General features: G+C 36.8%; 12 protein-coding genes. 11 read left to right on the forward strand and 1 reads right to left on the reverse strand.

Going from position 1 to position 20,517, the window contains the following annotated elements; translation table 11 throughout:
• The first annotated feature begins 272 nt into the window (after nt 1-272).
• The 4 genes from ACEPXG_RS04225 (at nt 273) to ACEPXG_RS04240 (ending at nt 8,990) form a co-directional block, all read left to right on the forward strand.
• Entirely contained in the window at nt 273-752 is a 480-nt protein-coding gene (locus ACEPXG_RS04225; protein ID WP_391207816.1) for a metal-dependent hydrolase, read from the forward strand.
• A gap of 257 nt (nt 753-1,009) precedes the next feature.
• Complete coding sequence (locus ACEPXG_RS04230) at nt 1,010-1,237, forward strand: ATP-binding protein (RefSeq protein WP_391207818.1); 228 nt, start codon at nt 1,010-1,012, stop codon at nt 1,235-1,237.
• 370 nt (nt 1,238-1,607) lie between these two features.
• Nucleotides 1,608-2,537, forward strand: coding sequence for a diguanylate cyclase domain-containing protein (locus ACEPXG_RS04235; protein WP_391207820.1), 930 nt, complete (start codon nt 1,608-1,610; stop codon nt 2,535-2,537).
• A gap of 1,032 nt (nt 2,538-3,569) precedes the next feature.
• Complete coding sequence (locus tag ACEPXG_RS04240; protein ID WP_391207823.1) at nt 3,570-8,990, forward strand: S8 family serine peptidase; 5,421 nt, start codon at nt 3,570-3,572, stop codon at nt 8,988-8,990.
• 116 nt (nt 8,991-9,106) lie between these two features.
• On the opposite strand, the gene ACEPXG_RS04245 is transcribed toward ACEPXG_RS04240, so the two are convergent.
• Nucleotides 9,107-10,390, reverse strand: coding sequence for a helix-turn-helix domain-containing protein (locus tag ACEPXG_RS04245; RefSeq protein WP_391207824.1), 1,284 nt, complete (start codon nt 10,388-10,390; stop codon nt 9,107-9,109).
• Nucleotides 10,391-10,875: 485 nt separating this feature from the next.
• Here ACEPXG_RS04245 and ACEPXG_RS04250 point away from each other — a divergent pair, with 485 nt between their 5' ends.
• From ACEPXG_RS04250 to ACEPXG_RS04280, 7 genes are all read left to right on the forward strand, one after another.
• Nucleotides 10,876-15,429, forward strand: a complete 4,554-nt coding sequence (locus tag ACEPXG_RS04250) for a S8 family serine peptidase (RefSeq protein ID WP_391207827.1) — start codon at nt 10,876-10,878, stop codon at nt 15,427-15,429.
• 160 nt (nt 15,430-15,589) lie between these two features.
• Nucleotides 15,590-16,483: an NAD-dependent epimerase/dehydratase family protein gene (locus tag ACEPXG_RS04255; RefSeq protein WP_391207829.1), complete on the forward strand. Its 894-nt coding sequence runs from the start codon at nt 15,590-15,592 to the stop codon at nt 16,481-16,483.
• A gap of 331 nt (nt 16,484-16,814) precedes the next feature.
• On the forward strand, nt 16,815-17,513 hold the full coding sequence (locus ACEPXG_RS04260) for an ankyrin repeat domain-containing protein (protein ID WP_391207830.1): 699 nt from the start codon (nt 16,815-16,817) through the stop codon (nt 17,511-17,513).
• Between the two features lie 202 nt (nt 17,514-17,715).
• Complete coding sequence (locus ACEPXG_RS04265; protein WP_391120153.1) at nt 17,716-18,258, forward strand: peroxiredoxin; 543 nt, start codon at nt 17,716-17,718, stop codon at nt 18,256-18,258.
• A gap of 93 nt (nt 18,259-18,351) precedes the next feature.
• Complete coding sequence (locus ACEPXG_RS04270; RefSeq protein ID WP_391207832.1) at nt 18,352-18,807, forward strand: TlpA family protein disulfide reductase; 456 nt, start codon at nt 18,352-18,354, stop codon at nt 18,805-18,807.
• Nucleotides 18,808-19,188: 381 nt separating this feature from the next.
• A complete protein-coding gene (locus ACEPXG_RS04275) occupies nt 19,189-19,647 on the forward strand; it encodes a nucleoside deaminase (protein WP_391207834.1) in 459 nt (152 codons plus the stop codon).
• A gap of 93 nt (nt 19,648-19,740) precedes the next feature.
• Nucleotides 19,741-20,442 carry a gamma-glutamyl-gamma-aminobutyrate hydrolase family protein gene (locus tag ACEPXG_RS04280; protein WP_391207837.1) on the forward strand — a complete coding sequence of 234 codons (702 nt, stop codon included), beginning with the start codon at nt 19,741-19,743 and terminating at the stop codon, nt 20,440-20,442.
• Nucleotides 20,443-20,517: the final 75 nt, after the last annotated feature.

Consider the following 20,517-nt stretch of genomic DNA (forward strand, 5'->3'; position numbering starts at 1 on the left):
TTTCAAGAATATAGATTAATAGAATTATTATTTGATTATATTTTAACCCTAATTTACCTTAAAAACAAGACTTATTACTTTTTATTAAAAACCATAATAGGTAATGAGGATTATTAATAACTGTTTTTTATGAATAAACTGGTGCTACTATCGAGAAAGCTCCTTTAAGCTCTATTTCAAATTGTACTTACATATTGATTTTTAGGGTTTTCTTCATTTGTTTACATAGTGTAAAGTAGTTAGAGAAATTACTGAAAAGGAGAGCTTAAAGCATGACAGGAAACACACACATCGTAGGCGGTATTGCAGCAAGTCTTGCTTTTGCACAAATCACAAATTATAATCCAGTCATTTTAGTTGGGGCGGGTGTCATTGGCGCGTTAATTCCAGATATTTGTCACGGAGGGAGCACAATCGGTAGAAAGTTTCCAATTGTATCGAAATTAGTTAATGGAGTTTTTGGCCATCGTTCTTTTACGCATAGTTTGGTCTTTTTGTTTTTAATGGGGGCTCTTTTACATTCCTTTTTGACGAATGAATCAATTACAGCTGGTATTTTAATCGGAATGAGCAGTCATTTCATCTTAGACATGGCTACTAAAAACGGTATTAAACTGTTATTTCCATTAAATGTAACAGTGCGTTTTCCTCTCACTACGAGAACAGGAGGAGCAGTAGAAAACCTAGTTTTTGCGGCATTAACACTACTTTCCTTCTATTTTGGATATGAAGCCTTTGCGGGGTATTTTTAAGAAATGAAATGTAGCCGTTCTTTTAGAGGGCCATTCAACATTTAATAAACACAATCACATAAAGTGGTACTAAAAAAATTTATTCTCCAAAATTTAAAAGCGCTCCAGTCATATTCGATATGCTTGGAGCGTTTTATTATTGTGAATCTTCGTCACTAGAATTCTTATGAAAGTAGCATTATATTGGAAAAAGCGAGATGAGAAATGGATAAATAATTCAAAGAAAGTTCTCATTCATTTTTAGGTAATTAGGGTAGATGCTTCCTAACGTATACACAAACATTGATCTTTCAATTTGCGATAATGCGGAAGATTTGCCAGATTTTTTTTATTGTTTTTACCATAAGACAGAAGGAGTCGTAAGTGGTAAAAGTCTGGGGATTGCCATCGTAAAGGAAATTATAGAGCGGCATGAAGGACGTGTAAATGTGGTATGTAAAATCGGTGAAGGGAGCACTTTTACTTTTCATTGCCCGATTATTTGAAAGAATAGGTTGGAAGTAGAATCTGTATTTCTTAAAATGGGAAGTAGCGGGTTTATTTTGTCAAAATAACTTTCAATTTAATATGTGTAAGTACAAGTCCATCAATTGATATTATAAATTGTATCTCGGTGATTTGGTTCGTGAAATTAAAATAAAGATAGTTTGCTACAGTGCGTGATAAAAAAACTATAATTTTAAATAATATGGTAGGTGAATGGTTATATAAAACTATTTTGTTTGGTCCGTAAATTTGACTTTTCAATTTCAACTGAATATTATTATGTATATATGTATCTAATTGCTTATATTAAATTAGTCCAAAATAACTATATGATTAAGTGGTGAGCACAAGTGAAAGGGAGTATACTTCATGATAGAATTCAGGAAATTAGGTATTCGGAATATTCCTAAACTACTATGGGTAGTAATTATGGTATGTTACGCTTTTCCTTTTTGTTTGGAGTTTTATATATCTGATAATAGTTTAAGTGAATCTCAAGGGTCATTCGCATGGTTTATCTGCTTAATACCCTCTCTCATTTTTTCATATTATAAGGGATTTAAGGGCGGAACATTTTCGATTATTTTTGCTACCTTACTTCATGTGTTCACAAGAGTTGTTATTGAAAAAGAAATGATGACTGAATTAGAATATTATATTCAATTGGAAGTAATAATTGCAAATATTCTTGTAGCTCTTCCAGTTTGTTTTTTTGTGAATAAATTACAAATAGAGAATACTAAGCTAGAAATCGCTTATAAAGATCTAGCTCATAAAAAAAATGAAATAAAAAGATTGGCATACATAGACCCTTTAACTCAATTACCAAATAGACGTTTCTTTGACGAAAATCTGCTTAAAAACTTAACTAGTATATCGACAAGCGATGAAACATTAAGTATTCTCTTTATCGATTTAGACAGTTTTAAAGAAATTAATGATACGTTCGGACATGATGTTGGAGACCTTGTACTTCAACAAGTGGCGTTCATTTTGACAAGCTGTGTTCCTGAAAATGATTGCGTAGTAAGATTAGCAGGGGATGAATTTATCATCACGCTTCCTCTATTAGATAAAGAAAAAGCGGTCAAAATTGCTAGCACCATTTTACATGAATTAAAGAGGTCATTTGATATTAAGGACCATCAAGTAATGGTTACACCAAGCATAGGAATTGCGGTATATCCAGAACATGGACTAGACGCTGCATCATTGATAAAGCATGCTGATAAAGCTATGTACCAAGCGAAAAAAGCAGGGAAGAACAATTATGCGGTATGTGAGACTGTGTCTCAGTAACGGAAAATTACATATAAAATAAGTTGCTCCTTGTCATGTTAACCATGTTTGGGAGCAACTTTTTGTATTGATATTTGAGTTTTGACAAAATATGGCGTTTCCTAACTAAAATGTGACAGTTCTTTTCCATATAATCAACTTAGAACGAATAATAATTTCTTTGAGAGAAGAGTAGAATGAAAATATAAAATGGACGAGAGTGATACACTTCCTATGACGGTATAGATAACCTTTTTTACAAATAAATTGATTATATCTGCAGATATAGTAACAACGGATACAACGTAGTATGTGAATTGGACAATTTATACTTACACGACTACATTTGAGTCTCAAGGCGGAAGCGCAGAAGGTGATAAAACAAAACTCACTCTCTAAGGATACCAGAGAAGGTGGGATATTCATTCGGAGGTTGATCCACAGATAGAGAGTTTAAGAAAGAATAGAACATGGATTTGGGAATCCATTGACAAAACAACGAAACTACCAAGAATCTTGAAGAAAGGCGAGCAATATCGTGTGTATCGCTATGTTCCAGGTATGTATCAAATCGATGATCATAAATATATCGTCCAAGATTCAAACATCTTATTTATCAAAAATTAATTAACAAATCGCTCCTAGTCATATTAATTATGACTGGGAGCGATTTTTTTCTCACCAAACAGGGCATAAAGAAGTGCTTATAAAGGTTATACAAAAGATAGGTTATCAAGTTATCAAACTATCATGACAATTTAATAGTGTGAATATGTTTTGCAGCCAAAAATATTGAAAAATAAAAAACCAATAACTTACTGAAAATTCGAGTTATCCAATAATATGAGTCTCGAAAAGCAAGTAATTTTGTTGTAAAAAGTAAAATTTTTCTGAAAGATTATTATCTGTAACTTTATTGTAATATATTTGTAATATTCAAAACGCAAAATTTGTATTTATAATAGTTTAAAAATATGGTAAATTCAATATTGCCACACTTTTTGGATTATTTTGCATCTAATGGTGTGAACTAGAATACAAGGGGGAAATAATTTGTTGAAATTAAGAAGAATTTTACTAATGACATTAGTTTTTATGTTGTCATTTAGTAATGTTGCATTCGGAATGGGAACGGTTTCTAATGCGAAAAGTAAGGCTAGCTTGCCTACGCTTCAACTACAAAAACCTGAACATAATATTCCAGAAAGACTGGTAGAACCGGAAAATCCAAACGAAAAAGTACGGATTATTGTAGAGCTTACGAATGCTCCAACAATTGAAAAAGCAACAAAAAAAGGGGTACTTTATAAGGAATTAAACTCTTCTGATCGTAAGAGTTTAGAATCGACTGTTACAAAAGAGCAAGTAAATGTACAAAGTACTATTACGAAAAAAGCACCAACTATTGAATACTTAGAAAATTTCACAACTGTTTTCAATGGTTTTTCTGCTGAAGTTGAAGCGAAGTATGTAGATCAAATAGCATCTATTCCAGGTGTTAAAGCAGTCTATGAGTCTACTGAATATGAACGCCCTACCGAAAAACCAGAGATGATTTATTCGAAAGAATTGGTACAAGCACAACGCGCATGGAATGAATACGGAGTCAGAGGCGAAGGTATGGTAGTAGGTATTATCGATACTGGTATTGACCCGAGTCACAAAGATATGGTCTTAACAGATAATGCAAAAGGTCTTATTACAAAAGCAAAAGTAGATCAGCTATTAACCGATGGAACAATTGGAAAAGGTAAGTTCTTTACACCAAAAGTACCGTTTGGTTATAACTATATGGACGGTAATAACCAAATTTTAGACCTTGGACCTGATGCTTCTATGCATGGTATGCATGTAGCTGGTACTGTAGGTGCTAATGGTAATGAAAAAAATGGCGGAATAAAAGGTGTTGCACCGGAAGCCCAACTTTTGGCTTTAAAAGTTTTCGGTAATGATCCTGGATATCCTTCTACTTTTGGAGACATCTATGTCAAAGCTATTGATGATGCGATTAAACTTGGAGTGGATGTCCTAAACATGTCTTTAGGCTCGACTGCAGGTTTTGTGGATGCAAGTAATCCAGAACAACAGGCAGTAAAAAGAGCAACAGATAATGGGGTACTAGTTGCAATTTCAGCAGGTAACTCAGATATGTTTGGTTCTGGAACATTCTATCCATATGCTGAAAACCAAGATTACGGGCTAACAGGATCTCCAAGTGTATCTTATAATTCTTTTGGTGTTGCTTCATTTGAAAATAGTGTAATCACAGCATATAGTTTCGATTATCAATTTGATAAGGTGAAATCTGGAAGTGCACTTTATTTACTAGCAAATGATGCGGATCCAATGAAAACTCTAGCAAAGCCAACTGCAATAGTGGACGCAGGTATTGGAAATCCGCAAGATTTTGTAGGGAAAGATTTCAAAGGCAAAATTGCTTTAATTAGTCGTGGTACGATCGATTTTGTGTCTAAAGGAAAAAATGCACAAGCTGCAGGAGCGGTAGGAGTTATTGTTTATAACAACACAGTCGGAACAATTAATATGGTGTCAGATCCTGCGATTAAGATTCCTTATATGTCGGCACTTCAAGCAGATGGAGTGAAATTAAAAACAGCGTTAGAAAGTGGTAAAGCTGTTACTGTTTCATTTGAAGGGAATTTTGTAGAAACTAAAAATGATAAAGCTGGGAAAATGAGTGATTTCACTTCTTGGGGTCCTACTCCAAACTTAGATTTCAAGCCTGAGATTACAGCTCCAGGTGGAAACATTTTCTCAACTTTAAATGACAATAAATACGGTTTAATGAGTGGTACTTCTATGGCAGCACCACATGTTTCAGGAGGTACGGCATTAATTTTAGAACGTGTGAATAAAGAATTTAAATTAACAGGGTATGACAGAGTTCAATTGGCGAAGAATTTGTTAATGAATACGTCAAAACCTGTAGAATTTAAAAAAGGTGAATTTGTATCACCTCGTCGTCAAGGATCAGGTTTAATGCAACTTGCGAATGCACTCTCTACAGATGTTGTCGTTACAAATAAGGCAACGGGTGAAGGGAAAGTTGCACTTAAAGAAATAAAAAATGATCAAATTACATTTACATTAGAAGCAAAGAACTATTCAAGTAAAGAGAAAACTTATAATGTAAATGTTGCTGTGCAGACAGATGCATTTGCAGATGCTGGTGTATTAGTAACAGCACCAAATCTACTCGGTTCTTTTGTTGTAACAGATGATGTATCAATTGACACATTAGATAAATTAGTACTTCCAGCAAATGGTACTAAAACATTTGAAGTGAAAATTGATATTAAAGACCTTGAAGAACTAAAAGATTATCTTACAAACGGTTTCTTCGTTGACGGTTTTGTTACATTGACTGATTCGAATGAAGCTATTACTGGAAACGTTCCACTAACAGTTCCATTCTTCGGATACAACGGCAAATGGGATGAAGCACCGATCTTTGATTACTTTGCTTGGGATGACATGTCATATTGGGGAATGACTGCTTTGGCAGATGAGCAAGGAAACTTTATTGATGGTGGAGGTAATTTCGACACAACTCGTTTTGGATTCTCTCCAAACGGTGATGAAATTCGTGATAAAGCGATTCCAGTATTCTCATTATTCCGTAATGCGAAAGAGTTAAAAGTAGCAGTACTGGATAGTAAAGGAAAAGTGGTTCGTACAATACGTACTGCAAAAGATTTAACGAAAAATTATATTTTAAAAAGTTCTTACAGATACAACACTAATTACGGTTGGGATGGAAAAATCAATAACAAACTTGCAGCCGATGGAGATTATTTCATTCAATTAAGTGCTGTAATTGATTTTGAGGGTGCCAAATGGCAATCTATCAAATTCCCAGTAAAAGTAGATACTATTGCACCAACAGCTAAAGTTACTTTGGATAATAAAACAAATGCAGTTCTAGTTTCTGATTTTAAGGATAATGTAGACGGTACTGGGGCTGATTATTGGCAAGTACTTGTTAACGGGAAAGAAGTATCGGAAGAATTATCTGCAAAAGATAATGAATTTTTACTTGATTCTTCATTGACAAGCAAAGATCTTATCCTTGTAAAAGTTTGGGATGCTGCAGGCAACTTCTCGGATTATTTAGTAAGTATTCCTACTGAATCTGATCATCCTGTAATTTTTATCGAAAGTCCGGATTTCCATGATATTTACAATACAAGTGAAGTAAAAGTATATGGAACAGTGGATGACGCTTCCAATATAGTTTCTGTTAAAGTTAACGATGAAGAGGCAGAATTTGATGGAGTGAACTTCTCTCATACTTTGACATTATCAGATGGTGTGAAAGATATCAGAGTAGCTGCAATTGATGAATTTGGAAATGAAATGCAAATTACTCGTAAGATATTTGTCGATACTCAAGCACCAACAATTACTGTTAGTGGAGTAACAGATGGTCAAGAAGTATCTTTGAATGAAGAGAATCCAAAAGCGACTGTGACGGTAGGGGATAACTTTGATGAAGTTCGCATTTACTTAAATGGAAGTGAAGTATTCTCACATGAACTATCAGAGCCTTATAAAATGGATGGATATAATAAAGAAATAGAAGTTGAAATACCACTAATAAACGGTACGAATGATTACGTATTTGAAGTGGAAGATTTGGCTGGACATAGAGTATCATCCGATACATTCACAATTTCTAAATTGGATGTAACATTTAAAGTAAATAAAGTAAAACTTGCATTGACTAAAGGTGATACGGATAAATTAGTAGTTACAGAGACTGTTAAACAAGATGATGGTTCAACTACTAGCGAGGATGTTACGAGTGAGGCAACATTCATCTCTGGAAATAAAGAAATCGTCACAGTAGTAGGTGGAGTTGTAACAGCAATTGGTGTTGGTAAAACTTCAATCGAAGTTTTATACAATGACCAAATAATAAAAACAGTTCCAGTTGATGTAACAGAAGAAGTAACAGAAGTTGAGGATGTAATTACATTACATGTAGATAAAACTGACCTTTCTTTAACAACTGGGACAACTGATCAACTTACAGTTACGGAAGTAACAACTCCAGAAAATGGAAACTCAACTGTGAAAAACGTAACATTGGATGCGAAGTATGTAGTAGCTAATAAGAGCATCGTTTCAGTTACAAATGGTAAAGTTACAGCAAAAGCAAAAGGTGAAACTACCATTACAATTACTTACAACGAAAATGAAGTTGGAGTAGTAAAAGTAAAAGTGACAGATCCTGTAGTAAATCCAGGTGGTGGTGGCGGATCATATTACCCATCACAACCAAAAGTGGAAGACATCAAAGAAGAAGCTGGAACAACTATTACCAATACGTCAGTTAAGCGCACTACAGAATTAGATGGAACGGTAAAAGATGTAGTAACTCTAGTTGCAAAAGATGTAAAAGATTCGATTAAAAAGCTTAAAGAACAAAATCAAGATACAGCAAGAATCATAATTTCTGACAAAGAAGACAAAGTAAATGAAGTTAGTGTAGCGATCCCTAAAGATGCGGTAGATGAATTTGCAAATGGCAAAGCAAATCTAGAAATTTTCACTGCAAATGCACATCTTTATATTCCGCAAACTTCGATGCAAGATTTCGGAAAAGATCTAAACTTCCGAGTCGTTCCGATGAAAGAGGAAGCGAAGAAAAATGCGGTCGAAGAAAGAGCTAAAAAAGAAACGGTAGTAAACCAAATCGTAGGGAATAAAAAAGTAAATGTGATAGGACGTCCGATGGTAATCGAAACAAATATGCAAAATCGTTCGGTTGACTTAACATTACCAATTCCTACAAATGCAACAAAAGAACAATTGGATAACTTAGCTATTTTCATCGAACATAGCGATGGAACAAAAGAAGTTGTACAAGGAAAGTTAGTAGAGTTTAGCAAAAATGCACAAGGTTTAAAATTTAACGTTACCAAATTCTCTACATTTACAATCTTGTATATGGAGGGTGCAGCTAAGTATTTTGCACAAAATTCATGCGGAGAGAGTGCTAAAAACTGTCTTCAAGTGAACAAAACAACTCCATTGTATGTTTTAGAAAATAACCGCTTGAAAAAAGTAGGAGAAGCTGTAAAAGGACAAAATCTACCTGTTAAACAAGCCATTTCTCCTATGCTTGGACTAGGTGGAGACATCTGGTTAGAACGAACAGCAGCCATTTCTTACGAAACACCATCTAAAGATATGATTGCCAAAAACCAATTACCGGAGAACAAACGTCCAAAACAAATTTGGAAAGGCCTAGAGCTAAATCCAGGTCAAATCGGTAAAGTTACTATCTTAAAAGACACAGTCATTTGGCAATCGATTGATAAAACAACGAAACTACCAAGAGTCTTGAAAAAAGGTGAGCAATATAGAGTGTATCGCTATGTTCCGGGCATGTACCAAATTAGTGATCAACAGTATATCGTACAAGATTCCAACGTGAAATTAAAGTAATGGTGCACCCACACAATTCTGACAATTGCGTAGCATGAAAAAAACCTCTTAAATCTTTCGAGATTTAAGAGGTTTTTTATAATTTCGTCTAAATTGAGTGAGTGACTGTCACCAATTTAAACAAGTTCGTTGTTTTTTCGATACTTTTCCAGAATAGGTATTGCGTATTTATTTGCTAATTCCATTTCTCCTTTTTCCATATAATAATCAAATAATTTTATCTCATAAGCCTCAGCTGCAATTCCATAGCCCATATTCTTGAAAATAGGGTAAACTATTGTTTCTAGATAGTGAAAATATTGTTCTCTATGATTTTGAATCTTCAATATATGCAAATGAAAAAAGTGTTTTAGCATTGGCTCGTTTAAGTTATTCGCTAGAGACAAACCCTTTTTGGCTAAGCGTAGCAGTTCCGTGTCAGATTCAAACCCTAGTTTTGTGGAGGTATTTAAATACCCCTCCAGAGACATTAAATATTGTGAATTAGTTGGTTTTCGTATTTCCAAGGACTGTCTATAATACTCTAAAGCTTTTTCATAGGAGCCGTTGCGAAATTGATGGTAGGCATAATTGTAAAGTAGCTTGGCTTTTTGATCGGTTAACCCATAATTGTCCGCCATCTCAATTAATCTAGGGTACCCTGAATCTTTTGGGTCAAAATGTTCCTCTTGTTCAACTTGAATCAGCATTAACATTTCTGTTTCAATTATTCGAGTAAAACTGTGTGTTTTTGTAAAAAAAGTTAGTGCTTTATTAGCGTAATAATAGGTTAAAACACGAGAATCCATGCAATGATAGGCAACAGCTAAATGGTAATAATATTCAGGATTGTTGTAATAGGTAATATCTATTAATTTTAAATATGAAATTGCTTTATAATGTTCCTGGTGATAATTGATGAAAAATTCTCCTTTAATATGTAATAGCATGTTTTTATCATACGGCGTAAGGTCTTGCCAACTATCCATTTCGTTGATGAGTGCCTCAGCAAGTGTACCTTCCCCAATTAATAAATAATACCTGGTAAGTATTAATGTATTAGATCGATAGAAATCAGGTATCTGCAATAGAACAATGCCCTCCAATTCCTTCTTTATTCTTTCAGCTTTAGAGTTTAGTTTTAGGATAATAGAATCATGCCATTCTTTTAATAGCCATTCTATGCTCAAGTAGGTTTCAATTTCTGCCTGCATGTCTATACAAAGCCTCTTAGCTAATACCTCTATTGTATCCTTTGATACTTCTGTAATACCTCGCTCAATTTTGCTTATATGCGTTTTAGAACAAATGCCTTTTCCTAAATCCGATTGGCTTAAGCCTTGAAATTCTCGGTGAAATTTAATGATTTTTCCTTGAATAATAATAACCAGCTCCTTGGCATTTTCCGCAATAGAATTCACTTATCTTACATGACAAACGGTGACCCCAACTCTAAGTTTAGATTTGCTTGAATGTTCTAATAATTTCTACAAAAAATGATTTTTTATTCTGTTTTTTTACAAATTTCTACTAGAATGATTGGACTTGTGATCATGATAAAACCCCAATTGTCAGTAAAGAGAGAGAAAGCTAATCTAAGATTATCATAAATAATAGATTATTATTTATGAATATTCATTTTTTGGTTAGCTATTAAGCGATGTGGGAGTGTATATGCATGATTTGTTCCTCCATATTTTTCTTCAGGCTAATCCTCTATAATTTAAAAAGTAGCTAAACCAAATTTCAAGGAGGTGAAGTCAATTAAGTCAATTCTATTTTTATATAAGTATCCTTAATCAGATCCTAATTTTTTTACAACAAGGCCTGCTCTCAAAAGTCTGTGCCTAGATTAGTAATAATCATGTACTTATATTCATATTAAAATTGAATAGGAGAATAATTGATGGGAAATTATAAATTTAAGAAGTTAATAGCCACATTGATGGCAACTGCAATGTTAACCTTTCCTACTCTTCAAGCTTTTGCAAACGATCCATTTTTGGACAATCAAAAAGCATTCGATGTAATAGATACAAAATATATTAGCGAAAGCTCGAAGAATAGTTCAGGAAAACATGTCATTACGCTGATTACAGGCGATGTTGTAACTGTGACATATATTGAAGGTGGAAAGAGCGTTATTAGTGTCGAACCTGCGGATTATGCTGGTGGTGGAACAAGTATTCTGACGCTTGGCAAGGATACGTATGTTATTCCTGATGAGGCGATGTCCTATGTAGCTTCAGATTTTTTGGATAAAGACTTGTTCAATATTACTTCGCTCATTGAGTACGGTTACGATGATGAAAATCAATCCACCTTACCAGTGATCGTACAGTATGCTCCAACAAATGCTCGTTTCGAGTCAGCTCTACCTACTACTCTTGCTGGTTCTGAACGGACGCATGTTTTGGAAAGTATTGACGGAGTTGCAGTATCTACAGAAAAAGAACAGACTAGAGCATTCTGGGAGGACATTACGGAGAAGGTAGCTGCAGATACCCGAATGACTGGCGGTATTAAAAAAGTTTGGTTGGATGGTCGTGTTGAGGTGAACCTCGCAGAAAGTGTACCACAAGTTGGTGCACCAGAGGCATGGGAATCAGGTTTTGATGGAGAGGGTATAACGGTAGCTGTTCTCGATACCGGCATTGATTCAGAGCATCTTGATCTAGTTAATCAAATCGACAAGATAGAGAGCTTCGTTCCAGAAGAAGATGCACGCGACTATCATGGGCATGGTACACATGTGGCATCCACTGTACTTGGAACAGGTGCTGCTTCTAATGGACTTAATAAAGGGGTGGCTCCAGGGGCACACCTAATTGTAGGGAAAGTTCTTAGTTCATCTGGTTATGGTCAAGATTCCTGGATAATCGATGGGATGGAGTGGGCTGCAGAAAATGCGAAGGTGGTTAATATGAGTTTAGGTGACCCACAGCCAAGTGATGGAACAGACCCGTTGTCTCAGGCTGTAAATAATCTGAGTAAAGAGACCGGTGCATTGTTTGTTATCGCCGCTGGAAACTCAGGTATGGAAGGCATTGGTTCACCTGGAGCTGCAGATGCGGCACTAACAGTAGGTTCTGTTGACAAGTCTGATGAACTTTCTTGGTTTTCTACTAAGGGACCACGTTTTATGGATGCAGGATTAAAACCTGATCTTGTTGCTCCCGGCTCAGATATTATAGCGGCCCGTTCTCAATATGCAAGTCAAGGGGACGGTTTATATCTTAGTCTTAGCGGTACTTCCATGGCAACACCTCATGTAGCTGGAGCAGCGGCGATTCTTGCACAGCGGTATCCAGATTGGAAAGGAGATCAACTGAAAAGTGCCCTAATGAGTACGACTAAGATGCTTGATTATATTAAACCGTATGAGGGTGGAACGGGTCGTCTAGATGTTGCAGCTGCCATATCCAGTACGATATATGCGAAAGGTTCCTTGGACTTTGGTTTCTTCCAATGGCCGCATGATGAGGACGTTCTTGTTGAGAAGACCGTCACATACACGAACGAAAGTGATGATTCTGTAGTATTGGATCTCTCAGCAACCTTTACAGATAATTTAGGCATAGCAGCGCAAGATAGCCTATTAAATTTATCGACAAATCAAGTTACCGTACCTGCAAATGGAAGTGCTGAAGTTACAGTAGCAGTTGACCCGAAAGAAGCTGCTGAAGGAAGTCGATATCAAGGCCAACTTACTGCCATGGTGGACGGACAAATAGTTGCTCATACGGCAATGGTCATGGGTAAAGAAGAGGAGAGGTTTCCTCTAACAATTAATGCAACCAATCGTGATGGATCTCCCGCATCAACTATGGTTTCAATAGTTGGCCCGAATAACAACCCTGGATTCTTAAATGTGCAAGGGACAACGGAATTACGACTTCCACCGGGAACTTATTCAATCATGACATTGATGGACGTTGATGCAAACACGGATCACGCAGGAGTTGCAATGCTAGGTAACCCTGAAGTTATTCTTGATGGTCCAGAAATTGTCGAACTTGATGCACGGAATGCAGTAGAAATTACAGCGAACGTTCCGGAAAAGACTGAAGCGAAGTTTAGGAAACTGGAATATTATCGCAGTTTCAGTGAATCAAAGACTATAACTGGAAGGTATTTGCTACCAGAATCGATAGATAAAATGTATGCGGAACCAACAGAAACCGTTAAAACTGGTGAATTTCATTTGAACACACGCTGGCGCCTGATCAAGCCGGTATTGTCCATTAACGTCGATGAACTGGAGCTAGATACTCTAACTCTGCCAGGAAGTGAGCCGTTAGAAGGAAAGCATCAGTTGGCTGCTGTTTACGCAGGACAAGGGACTCCGGAAGATTATAAAAAACTAGATGTGAAAGATAAGGCCGTGTTGGTAGAACGCAGTAATGTGATCAATGGTTCTGAACGCGCTGCAGCAGCATATGCAGCAGGTGCAAAACTATTAATTGTAGTGAACGATAAACCTACAGAGTTTATAGAATGGGTTGGAATAGAAGACTTTTTGGAAAGTAATCCTATAGCTGTCGCTTCTGTTAGTGGAACAGAAGGGATAGAGCTTATCGAACTTGCCAAAAATGGAAATTTAATTTTAAACGTTGAAGGGACACCGAACACACCATACGTATATGATCTAATCGATAACCATCATAACGCCATTCCAGAGGATTTAAGCTATTCTCCTACAGCGAATGAGCTAGTGAAAATCAATGCACAATACTACTCGGATCGTTCGGCGCAGGGAGCTGAATTCCGCTGGGATATTCCATCATATAGCGAAAGTGGAGTAGGTTTCAATTATCAACTGTCACTCCCATCTGTTCGCGCAGAGTGGGTGTCAGCTCCAGAAGAAACTATTTGGTACCATCAGGCCCGAGTGGTTGACGAATGGGAAGTGCGGCAACCAGCGATAATTTATCAGCAGGGTCAGCGCTTGCATGAGAAATGGTTTGCGCCAGTTGTACGACCTCGCTTCGGTGATGGTTTCTGGTTGCCAGTACGTTTCGAAAATGACCTGATTTTCAATGTTCCTTCCTGGGCTGATTCTGGCGATGGAAACACGGGTTGGCATTCTTCTGATACTGGAGAGCAGACACTGAAACTTTACCAAGGGTCTGAATTACTTGAGACGGCAAGAGATCAGATTATTGTATTGTGGGATGCTCCGGTGGAAAACACTAAATTTCGTTTGGTGAATGATGCAGTTCGTGATCCAAAGCGATGGACGACATCAGTTAGCACACATACAGAGTGGACGATTTGGACTGAAATGCAAGAAGAATTTGAAACAATTCTTCCGATGATTTCACTTGATTACAAAGTGGATACGGACATGAAGGGGAATGCAGTTGCAGGTGACACGATTAAGCTAGGACTGAGTGCGTCACAAATAGACTATGCATCTGGAAATGGAAAAATTGAAGGTGCTGCACTGGAAGTTTCGTTTAACGAAGGCAAGACGTGGGAAGAGGTACAGTTGATCCAAGAAGGGGACGGTTGGACAGCCAACATTAGCAACGCTAGTAAGAGTGGAACCTTTGTCTCTCTTCGTGCGAGCGCATGGGATGATTTAGGGAATCGCATAGATCAAACTGTTATAAAAGCTTTTGGTGTCTCGGAATCAGAAGTTACACTTTCTACAGACAAACTGGACTATTCTCTAAAAAAAGGAACGACAAGCCAAATGAAAGTTAAAGCAGTAACAACTCCAAAACAAAGTAAAATGAAAGAAGAAGATGTAACAAATAAAGCTACGTATGTAGTGGAAGATGATACCGTTGCATCTGTTACGAACGGCTTAATAACAGCTAAAGCAAAAGGCTCAACGAAAGTTACAATTTCTTACGGTGGAAATGAAGTGACGGTAAATATAACAGTTACAGAACCTGCAGTAGATCCAGGTCCTGGTAGCGGTGGAGGATATACACCTCCAACAACAACGCCAACACCCCCAGTTCAACCGAATTTATGCGACGAGATTACTAAAACTAGCTGTCTTCAAGTGAACAAAACAACTCCTGTGTATGTTCTGGAAAATAACCGCTTGAAAAAAGTTGGAGAAGCAGTAAAAGGACAAAGTTTACCTGTTAAACAAACCATTTCTCCTATGCTTGGACTGGGTGGAGACATCTGGTTAGAACGAACAGCAGCCATTTCTTACGAAACACCATCTAAAGATATGATTGCTAAAAACCAATTACCGGCGAACAAACGTCCAAAACAAATTTGGAAAGGCTTAGAGCTAAATCCAGGTCAAATCGGTAAAGTTACTATCTTAAAAGACACAGTCATTTGGCAATCAATTGACAAAACAACGAAACTACCAAGAGTCTTGAAAAAAGGTGAACAATACAGAGTGTATCGCTATGTTCCGGGCATGTACCAAGTAAGTGACCTAGAATATATCGTACAAGATTCAAACGTTGTACTACTAAAAACAAAGTAATAGTTTTCTAGTTGAAACCGCTCCTAACCATGTTCATCTTGGCTTGGAGCGGTTTTTGTTACAGGTATATTACAGGTGCCAGGCACCTGTAACAATCTTGTAACAAAAGTTAGCGAATTATGCTGGTATCTTTTATGATTATGAAAAGGGGGATGAAAAAATGAGAAAAGCATTAGTATTAGGGGGAACTAAATTTTTTGGTGTTCATCTAGTGGAAGCTTTATTGGATAAAGGGTTTGAGGTAACGATTGCCACCAGAGGAAACTCGTCGGATCCATTTTCTACTAGAGTAAATAGAATCATATGCGATCGTTTGAATTTAGTGGAAAGTAAGGATCTCTTTATAAATGAAAAATGGGATATTATTTTTGACCAAATTTGTTATTCTTCCCAGGAAGCAATGAATGCAATTGAAGTGTTTAAGGACAAGACGAATAAATATGTTTTTACTTCTTCTAAGTCCGTGTACGACGAAGGGAATGGAGAAGTAGGATATGTGGAAGATGATTTTATTCCAACAGAATATAAAATCATTGAAGGACCAAAAGAGGACTTCTCATATAATGAAGGAAAACGCCAAGCGGAAGCTGTATTTTTTCAAAAAGCACCATTTCCAGTTGTGGCTGTAAGATTCCCAATCGTTATAGGTTTGAACGATTACACCGATCGACTTAATTTCCATATTGAGAAAATAGCAAATCAAGAGGAGATACATCTCATAAATCCAGATGCTTGTATGGATTTCATTTCGGAGGAAGAAGCGGGCCAGTTTCTTGCGTGGGTTGGTCTTTCAGATTTCACTGGACCAATTAATGCTACTTCTAATGGCAAAGTGAAATTAAGTGAATTGATAAGTATCATTGAAGACAAAACGACAACTACTGCAATTATCTCTTCGGTACCGAATGAAAACAATGTTTCTCCTTATAATATTGCTCAGACTTGGCTGATTAGTAACGAGAAGGCGATAAGTTTAGGTTACGAATTTAGAGATTTAGGTGAATATTTGCCGATATTAATTGAAGAGGCTTTAAAGAAGGTTCAAATAGCTTAAGTTGTCATTAAGAATAGAAAATATCCGCCCTATCGATGTATGATGGGACGGCTATTATTATGTTACAGTGATGTTACAGGTGCCAGGCACTTGTAACATTCCCCATCATTTATCTCTCCCAATTTTATGCCGATTTACTAGTGTATGAATTTATAGGAGGCATTATTCGATAAAGAAGGATATGAGGCTGGAATTGTATCTTCAGCCGCTATTTTCTGTTGAGGAGTATGTCTTCTTTTTTCCCAAAAAGCTCTTCTGTTGTTTCTATAAATAAAGGGAGGTATGATATTTTTAATGAAATTAGCATTTCTTAAAAGGGTGTTTTTTATTAATGTTTAAAAAAATATGGATAGTGATCGGGTGTTTTCTCTTTCTTCAAGGATGTGAGGGAGATGAGAAAATAGGACTTATTACAAATAGAAAGGATGATGAGCTGATGAAAGAGCAATTATTAATAGGGGTGCAACAAGGGGATATACATATTGTACGGCAGTTAATTAAGGAAGGGGTTCCAATCAATGGGCAGGATGCAAAAGGTAGAACTGCATTGATGATCGCTACTTACGAGAACGATGTTGAAATTGCAAAGGTACTAATTGACGCTGGTGCGGATGTGAATGTTAGAGATCAAATGAAAAATAATCCGTTTCTTTATGCAGGTGCGGAAGGTTACTTGGAGATTTTACAACTAACAATCGTAGCAGGAGCAGACCCAACAATTACGAATCGTTACGGAGGAGTTGCGTTGATTCCCGCTTCGGAACATGGTTATGTTGAGGTCGTTAAAGAACTCCTTACAAATACTGCAATTAACGTAAATCATGTAAACAATCTAGGGTGGACTGCTTTATTGGAAGCAATTATCTTGAATGATGGGAACGAAAAGCAACAACAAATTGTACAGTTGTTAATAAACCACGGAGCAGATGTAAATCTTCCTGATCACGATAAGGTCACTCCTTTACAACATGCAAGGAAAAGAGGTTTTAAGGAGATAGAAAAGATTTTATTGAAAGCTGGAGCAAATTAGATTTTGCGCTAGAAGCATTTTCTTTTACATACGTATGTGCATATAATGTTATGTTTTTCTACTGCATAGCAAGTCAACATACTAACAAATAATCGCTTTATCCGACAAAATTCGAGGAGGATAAATTGATTTGTAAGGGAGATTTTGCTATCCTTTAAATTGTGAGTAAATAATATTAATTATCACCTTGGAGGGTTTTTACATGGCAGAACGTATGGTAGGAAAACAAGCACCACGATTTACGATGGATGCAGTTTTAGCGGACAAGTCTTTTGGTAAAGTAAATTTAGAAGCTATTATGAATGAAGATAAATGGACAGTATTATTCTTTTATCCAATGGATTTTACTTTTGTTTGTCCAACTGAAATCACAGCTATGTCTGACCGTTATGATGAATTTGAAGATTTAGATGCGGAAGTTATTGGGGTATCTACTGATACAATTCATACGCATTTAGCTTGGATTAACACTGCTCGTCAAGACAATGGTTTGGGTGAATTAAAATATCCATTAGCTGCAGATACAAATCACGCAGTTGCACGCGAATATGGTGTGTTAATCGAGGAAGAAGGAATTGCACTTCGCGGTCTATTCATCATCAATCCTGAAGGTGAAATGCAATACCAAACAGTATTCCACAATAACATCGGTCGTGATGTTGATGAAACACTTCGCGTACTTCAAGCGCTTCAAACTGGTGGTCTTTGTCCAGCAAACTGGCGCCCAGGTCAAAAAACTCTTTAATTTACAAGAGCAACTAAGTGAATTTAAAATAGTTCTCCATGGATTTACTCGTTCATGGGGAACTTTTTACATAGAGAAAAGGAGGATTTTCAAATGAAATTACGTACACCAATGCCAGAATTGACTGGATCTACTGCATGGTTGAATGGTGAAGTTACAACTAGTGAGCTTGTCGGAGAAAAGCCAACACTAATTCACTTTTGGTCGATCAGTTGTGGACTTTGTAAAGAAGCGATGCCAAATGTGAATGAATTCCGTGATCAATATATAGACGAATTAAATGTTATTGCTGTTCATATGCCACGTTCCGAAAAAGATGTAGATCTTGAGGAAATTAAAAAGGTAGCGACCGAACATGATATTACACAACCAATCTTTGTTGATAGCGAATTGAAGCTCACAGATGTATTCGAAAATCAATACGTCCCAGCTTATTACGTTTTCGATAAAGACGGCCAACTTCGTCATTTTCAAGCTGGTGGAAGCGGCATGAAAATGTTAGAAAAACGTGTAAACCGTGTGTTAGATGAAATGCGTAATGCAGAATAAGTAAGAAGAGATGGCTAAGAACTAATTGGATCTTTATGAATCCATGTGGTTCTTGGCTTTTTTTATTTGGGGTGGAAATGCACTTTGGGATTTGGTCTCGGGTTCAGTGTTATTGGTTGTGGCTCTGGGTGATTTGGTCTTGAGTTCGAGGAAATTGGTTGCGAGTTTATCCTAATTGGTCTCGAATTGCTATTTTATGGATAAATGATTCGGAGTCTCATGAATTATTGTTATTTTTTATTTGATTCCAAGTCAAAGGTTTAGGTTATTGAGGTCTAATTGTTCTCAGCACTCCATATTTTGAATATGTTCCTACTTGTTCTATTAGATACCAATCATTTACCCGAATATGCTAAAATATTTTCAAAGAGGGGGAAGCAGATGATGGATAAGTTTATGAAAAGAGCGGTAGAATTAGCGGTTGGAAATGTGCAAAATGGAGGACAGCCATTTGGAGCAGTGCTTGTGAAAGGCGGAGAAGTGGTTTCAGAAGGCATTAACGAGCTGCATTTGAAGCATGACATAAGCGGACATGCCGAATTGTTGGCAATACGCCGAGCGCAGGAACAGTTAAAAACAAATGATTTATCCGGTTTTACGATGTATGCGAGCGGTGCGCCTTGTGCAATGTGTTACAGTGCCATGATGTTTGCTGGAATCGAAAAAGCTTATTATTGCGCAACACTAGAGGATGCTAAAGCAGTAGGTCTCGGAAAGTCTGCCGTGATTTACGAAGAATTGCAAAAACCAACCGACGCGCGAAAGTTTGACATGTGCCATATGGAAATTGAAGAAGATATGCCAAACCCAATGGAATTATGGAAAGAACGAAACGTTTAAATGTTACGGGTGCCAGGAATGTTACAGGTGCCTGGCACCAGTAATATATTTGTAATTTAACTGTAATAATTGAGATGGGATAGGGGGATTTGTTTGCGACCGATTATTGGTGTTTCTTCGAGCTTAAAAGGGGATGTTCTGACGGTTCCAACGGAGAATATGCATGCAATTGCGAAGTTTGGGGGTGTTCCGCTTGTGCTCCCAAATATGGTGTACGCGGGAATTGATACAATTGCTGAGATGATTGATGGATTGCTTTTAACGGGTGGCGGGGATATTGATCCAACTTTATTTGGAGAAGAGCCGTTGCAAGGTCTAGGGGATATCACCCCTGAACGAGATGCGTTTGAAATTGCAATGATTCAAAAGATGTTGGAGCTGAATAAACCGATTTTAGGATTATGTCGTGGTGCTCAAATTCTGAATATTGCTGTTGGCGGCGATATGTATCAAGATATTTATTCGCAAATCGAGTCTAAACTTTTGCAGCATAACCAACAAGCTCCACGTTGGCATGGCTCCCATTTTGTGCAAGTAATGAAGGGCTCTCTTTTACATGGAATTGTGCGTGCGGAGCAGTTCAAGATAAATAGCTATCATCATCAGGCCAATCGAGGAGTACCGAATGGCTTTGCAGTAAGTGCAGTGTCCAGTGATGGAATAGTAGAGGCAATCGAGAGTAAGAATCATCGGTTTGTTATGGGGTTGCAATGGCATCCAGAATATTTAGTTTTAAAAAATGATTCGATATCCGCTTCTATTTTTACAGCGTTTATTGATGCTTGCTCAAAATAATTACAATTGGATATTTTTCAATAGAAACGACTGTTTAATGTCAGTCGTTTTTTTAATGGTTTTTTGTGCGTTTAA

It is taken from the genome of Psychrobacillus sp. L4 (assembly GCF_042944905.1).
Classification (GTDB): domain Bacteria; phylum Bacillota; class Bacilli; order Bacillales_A; family Planococcaceae; genus Psychrobacillus.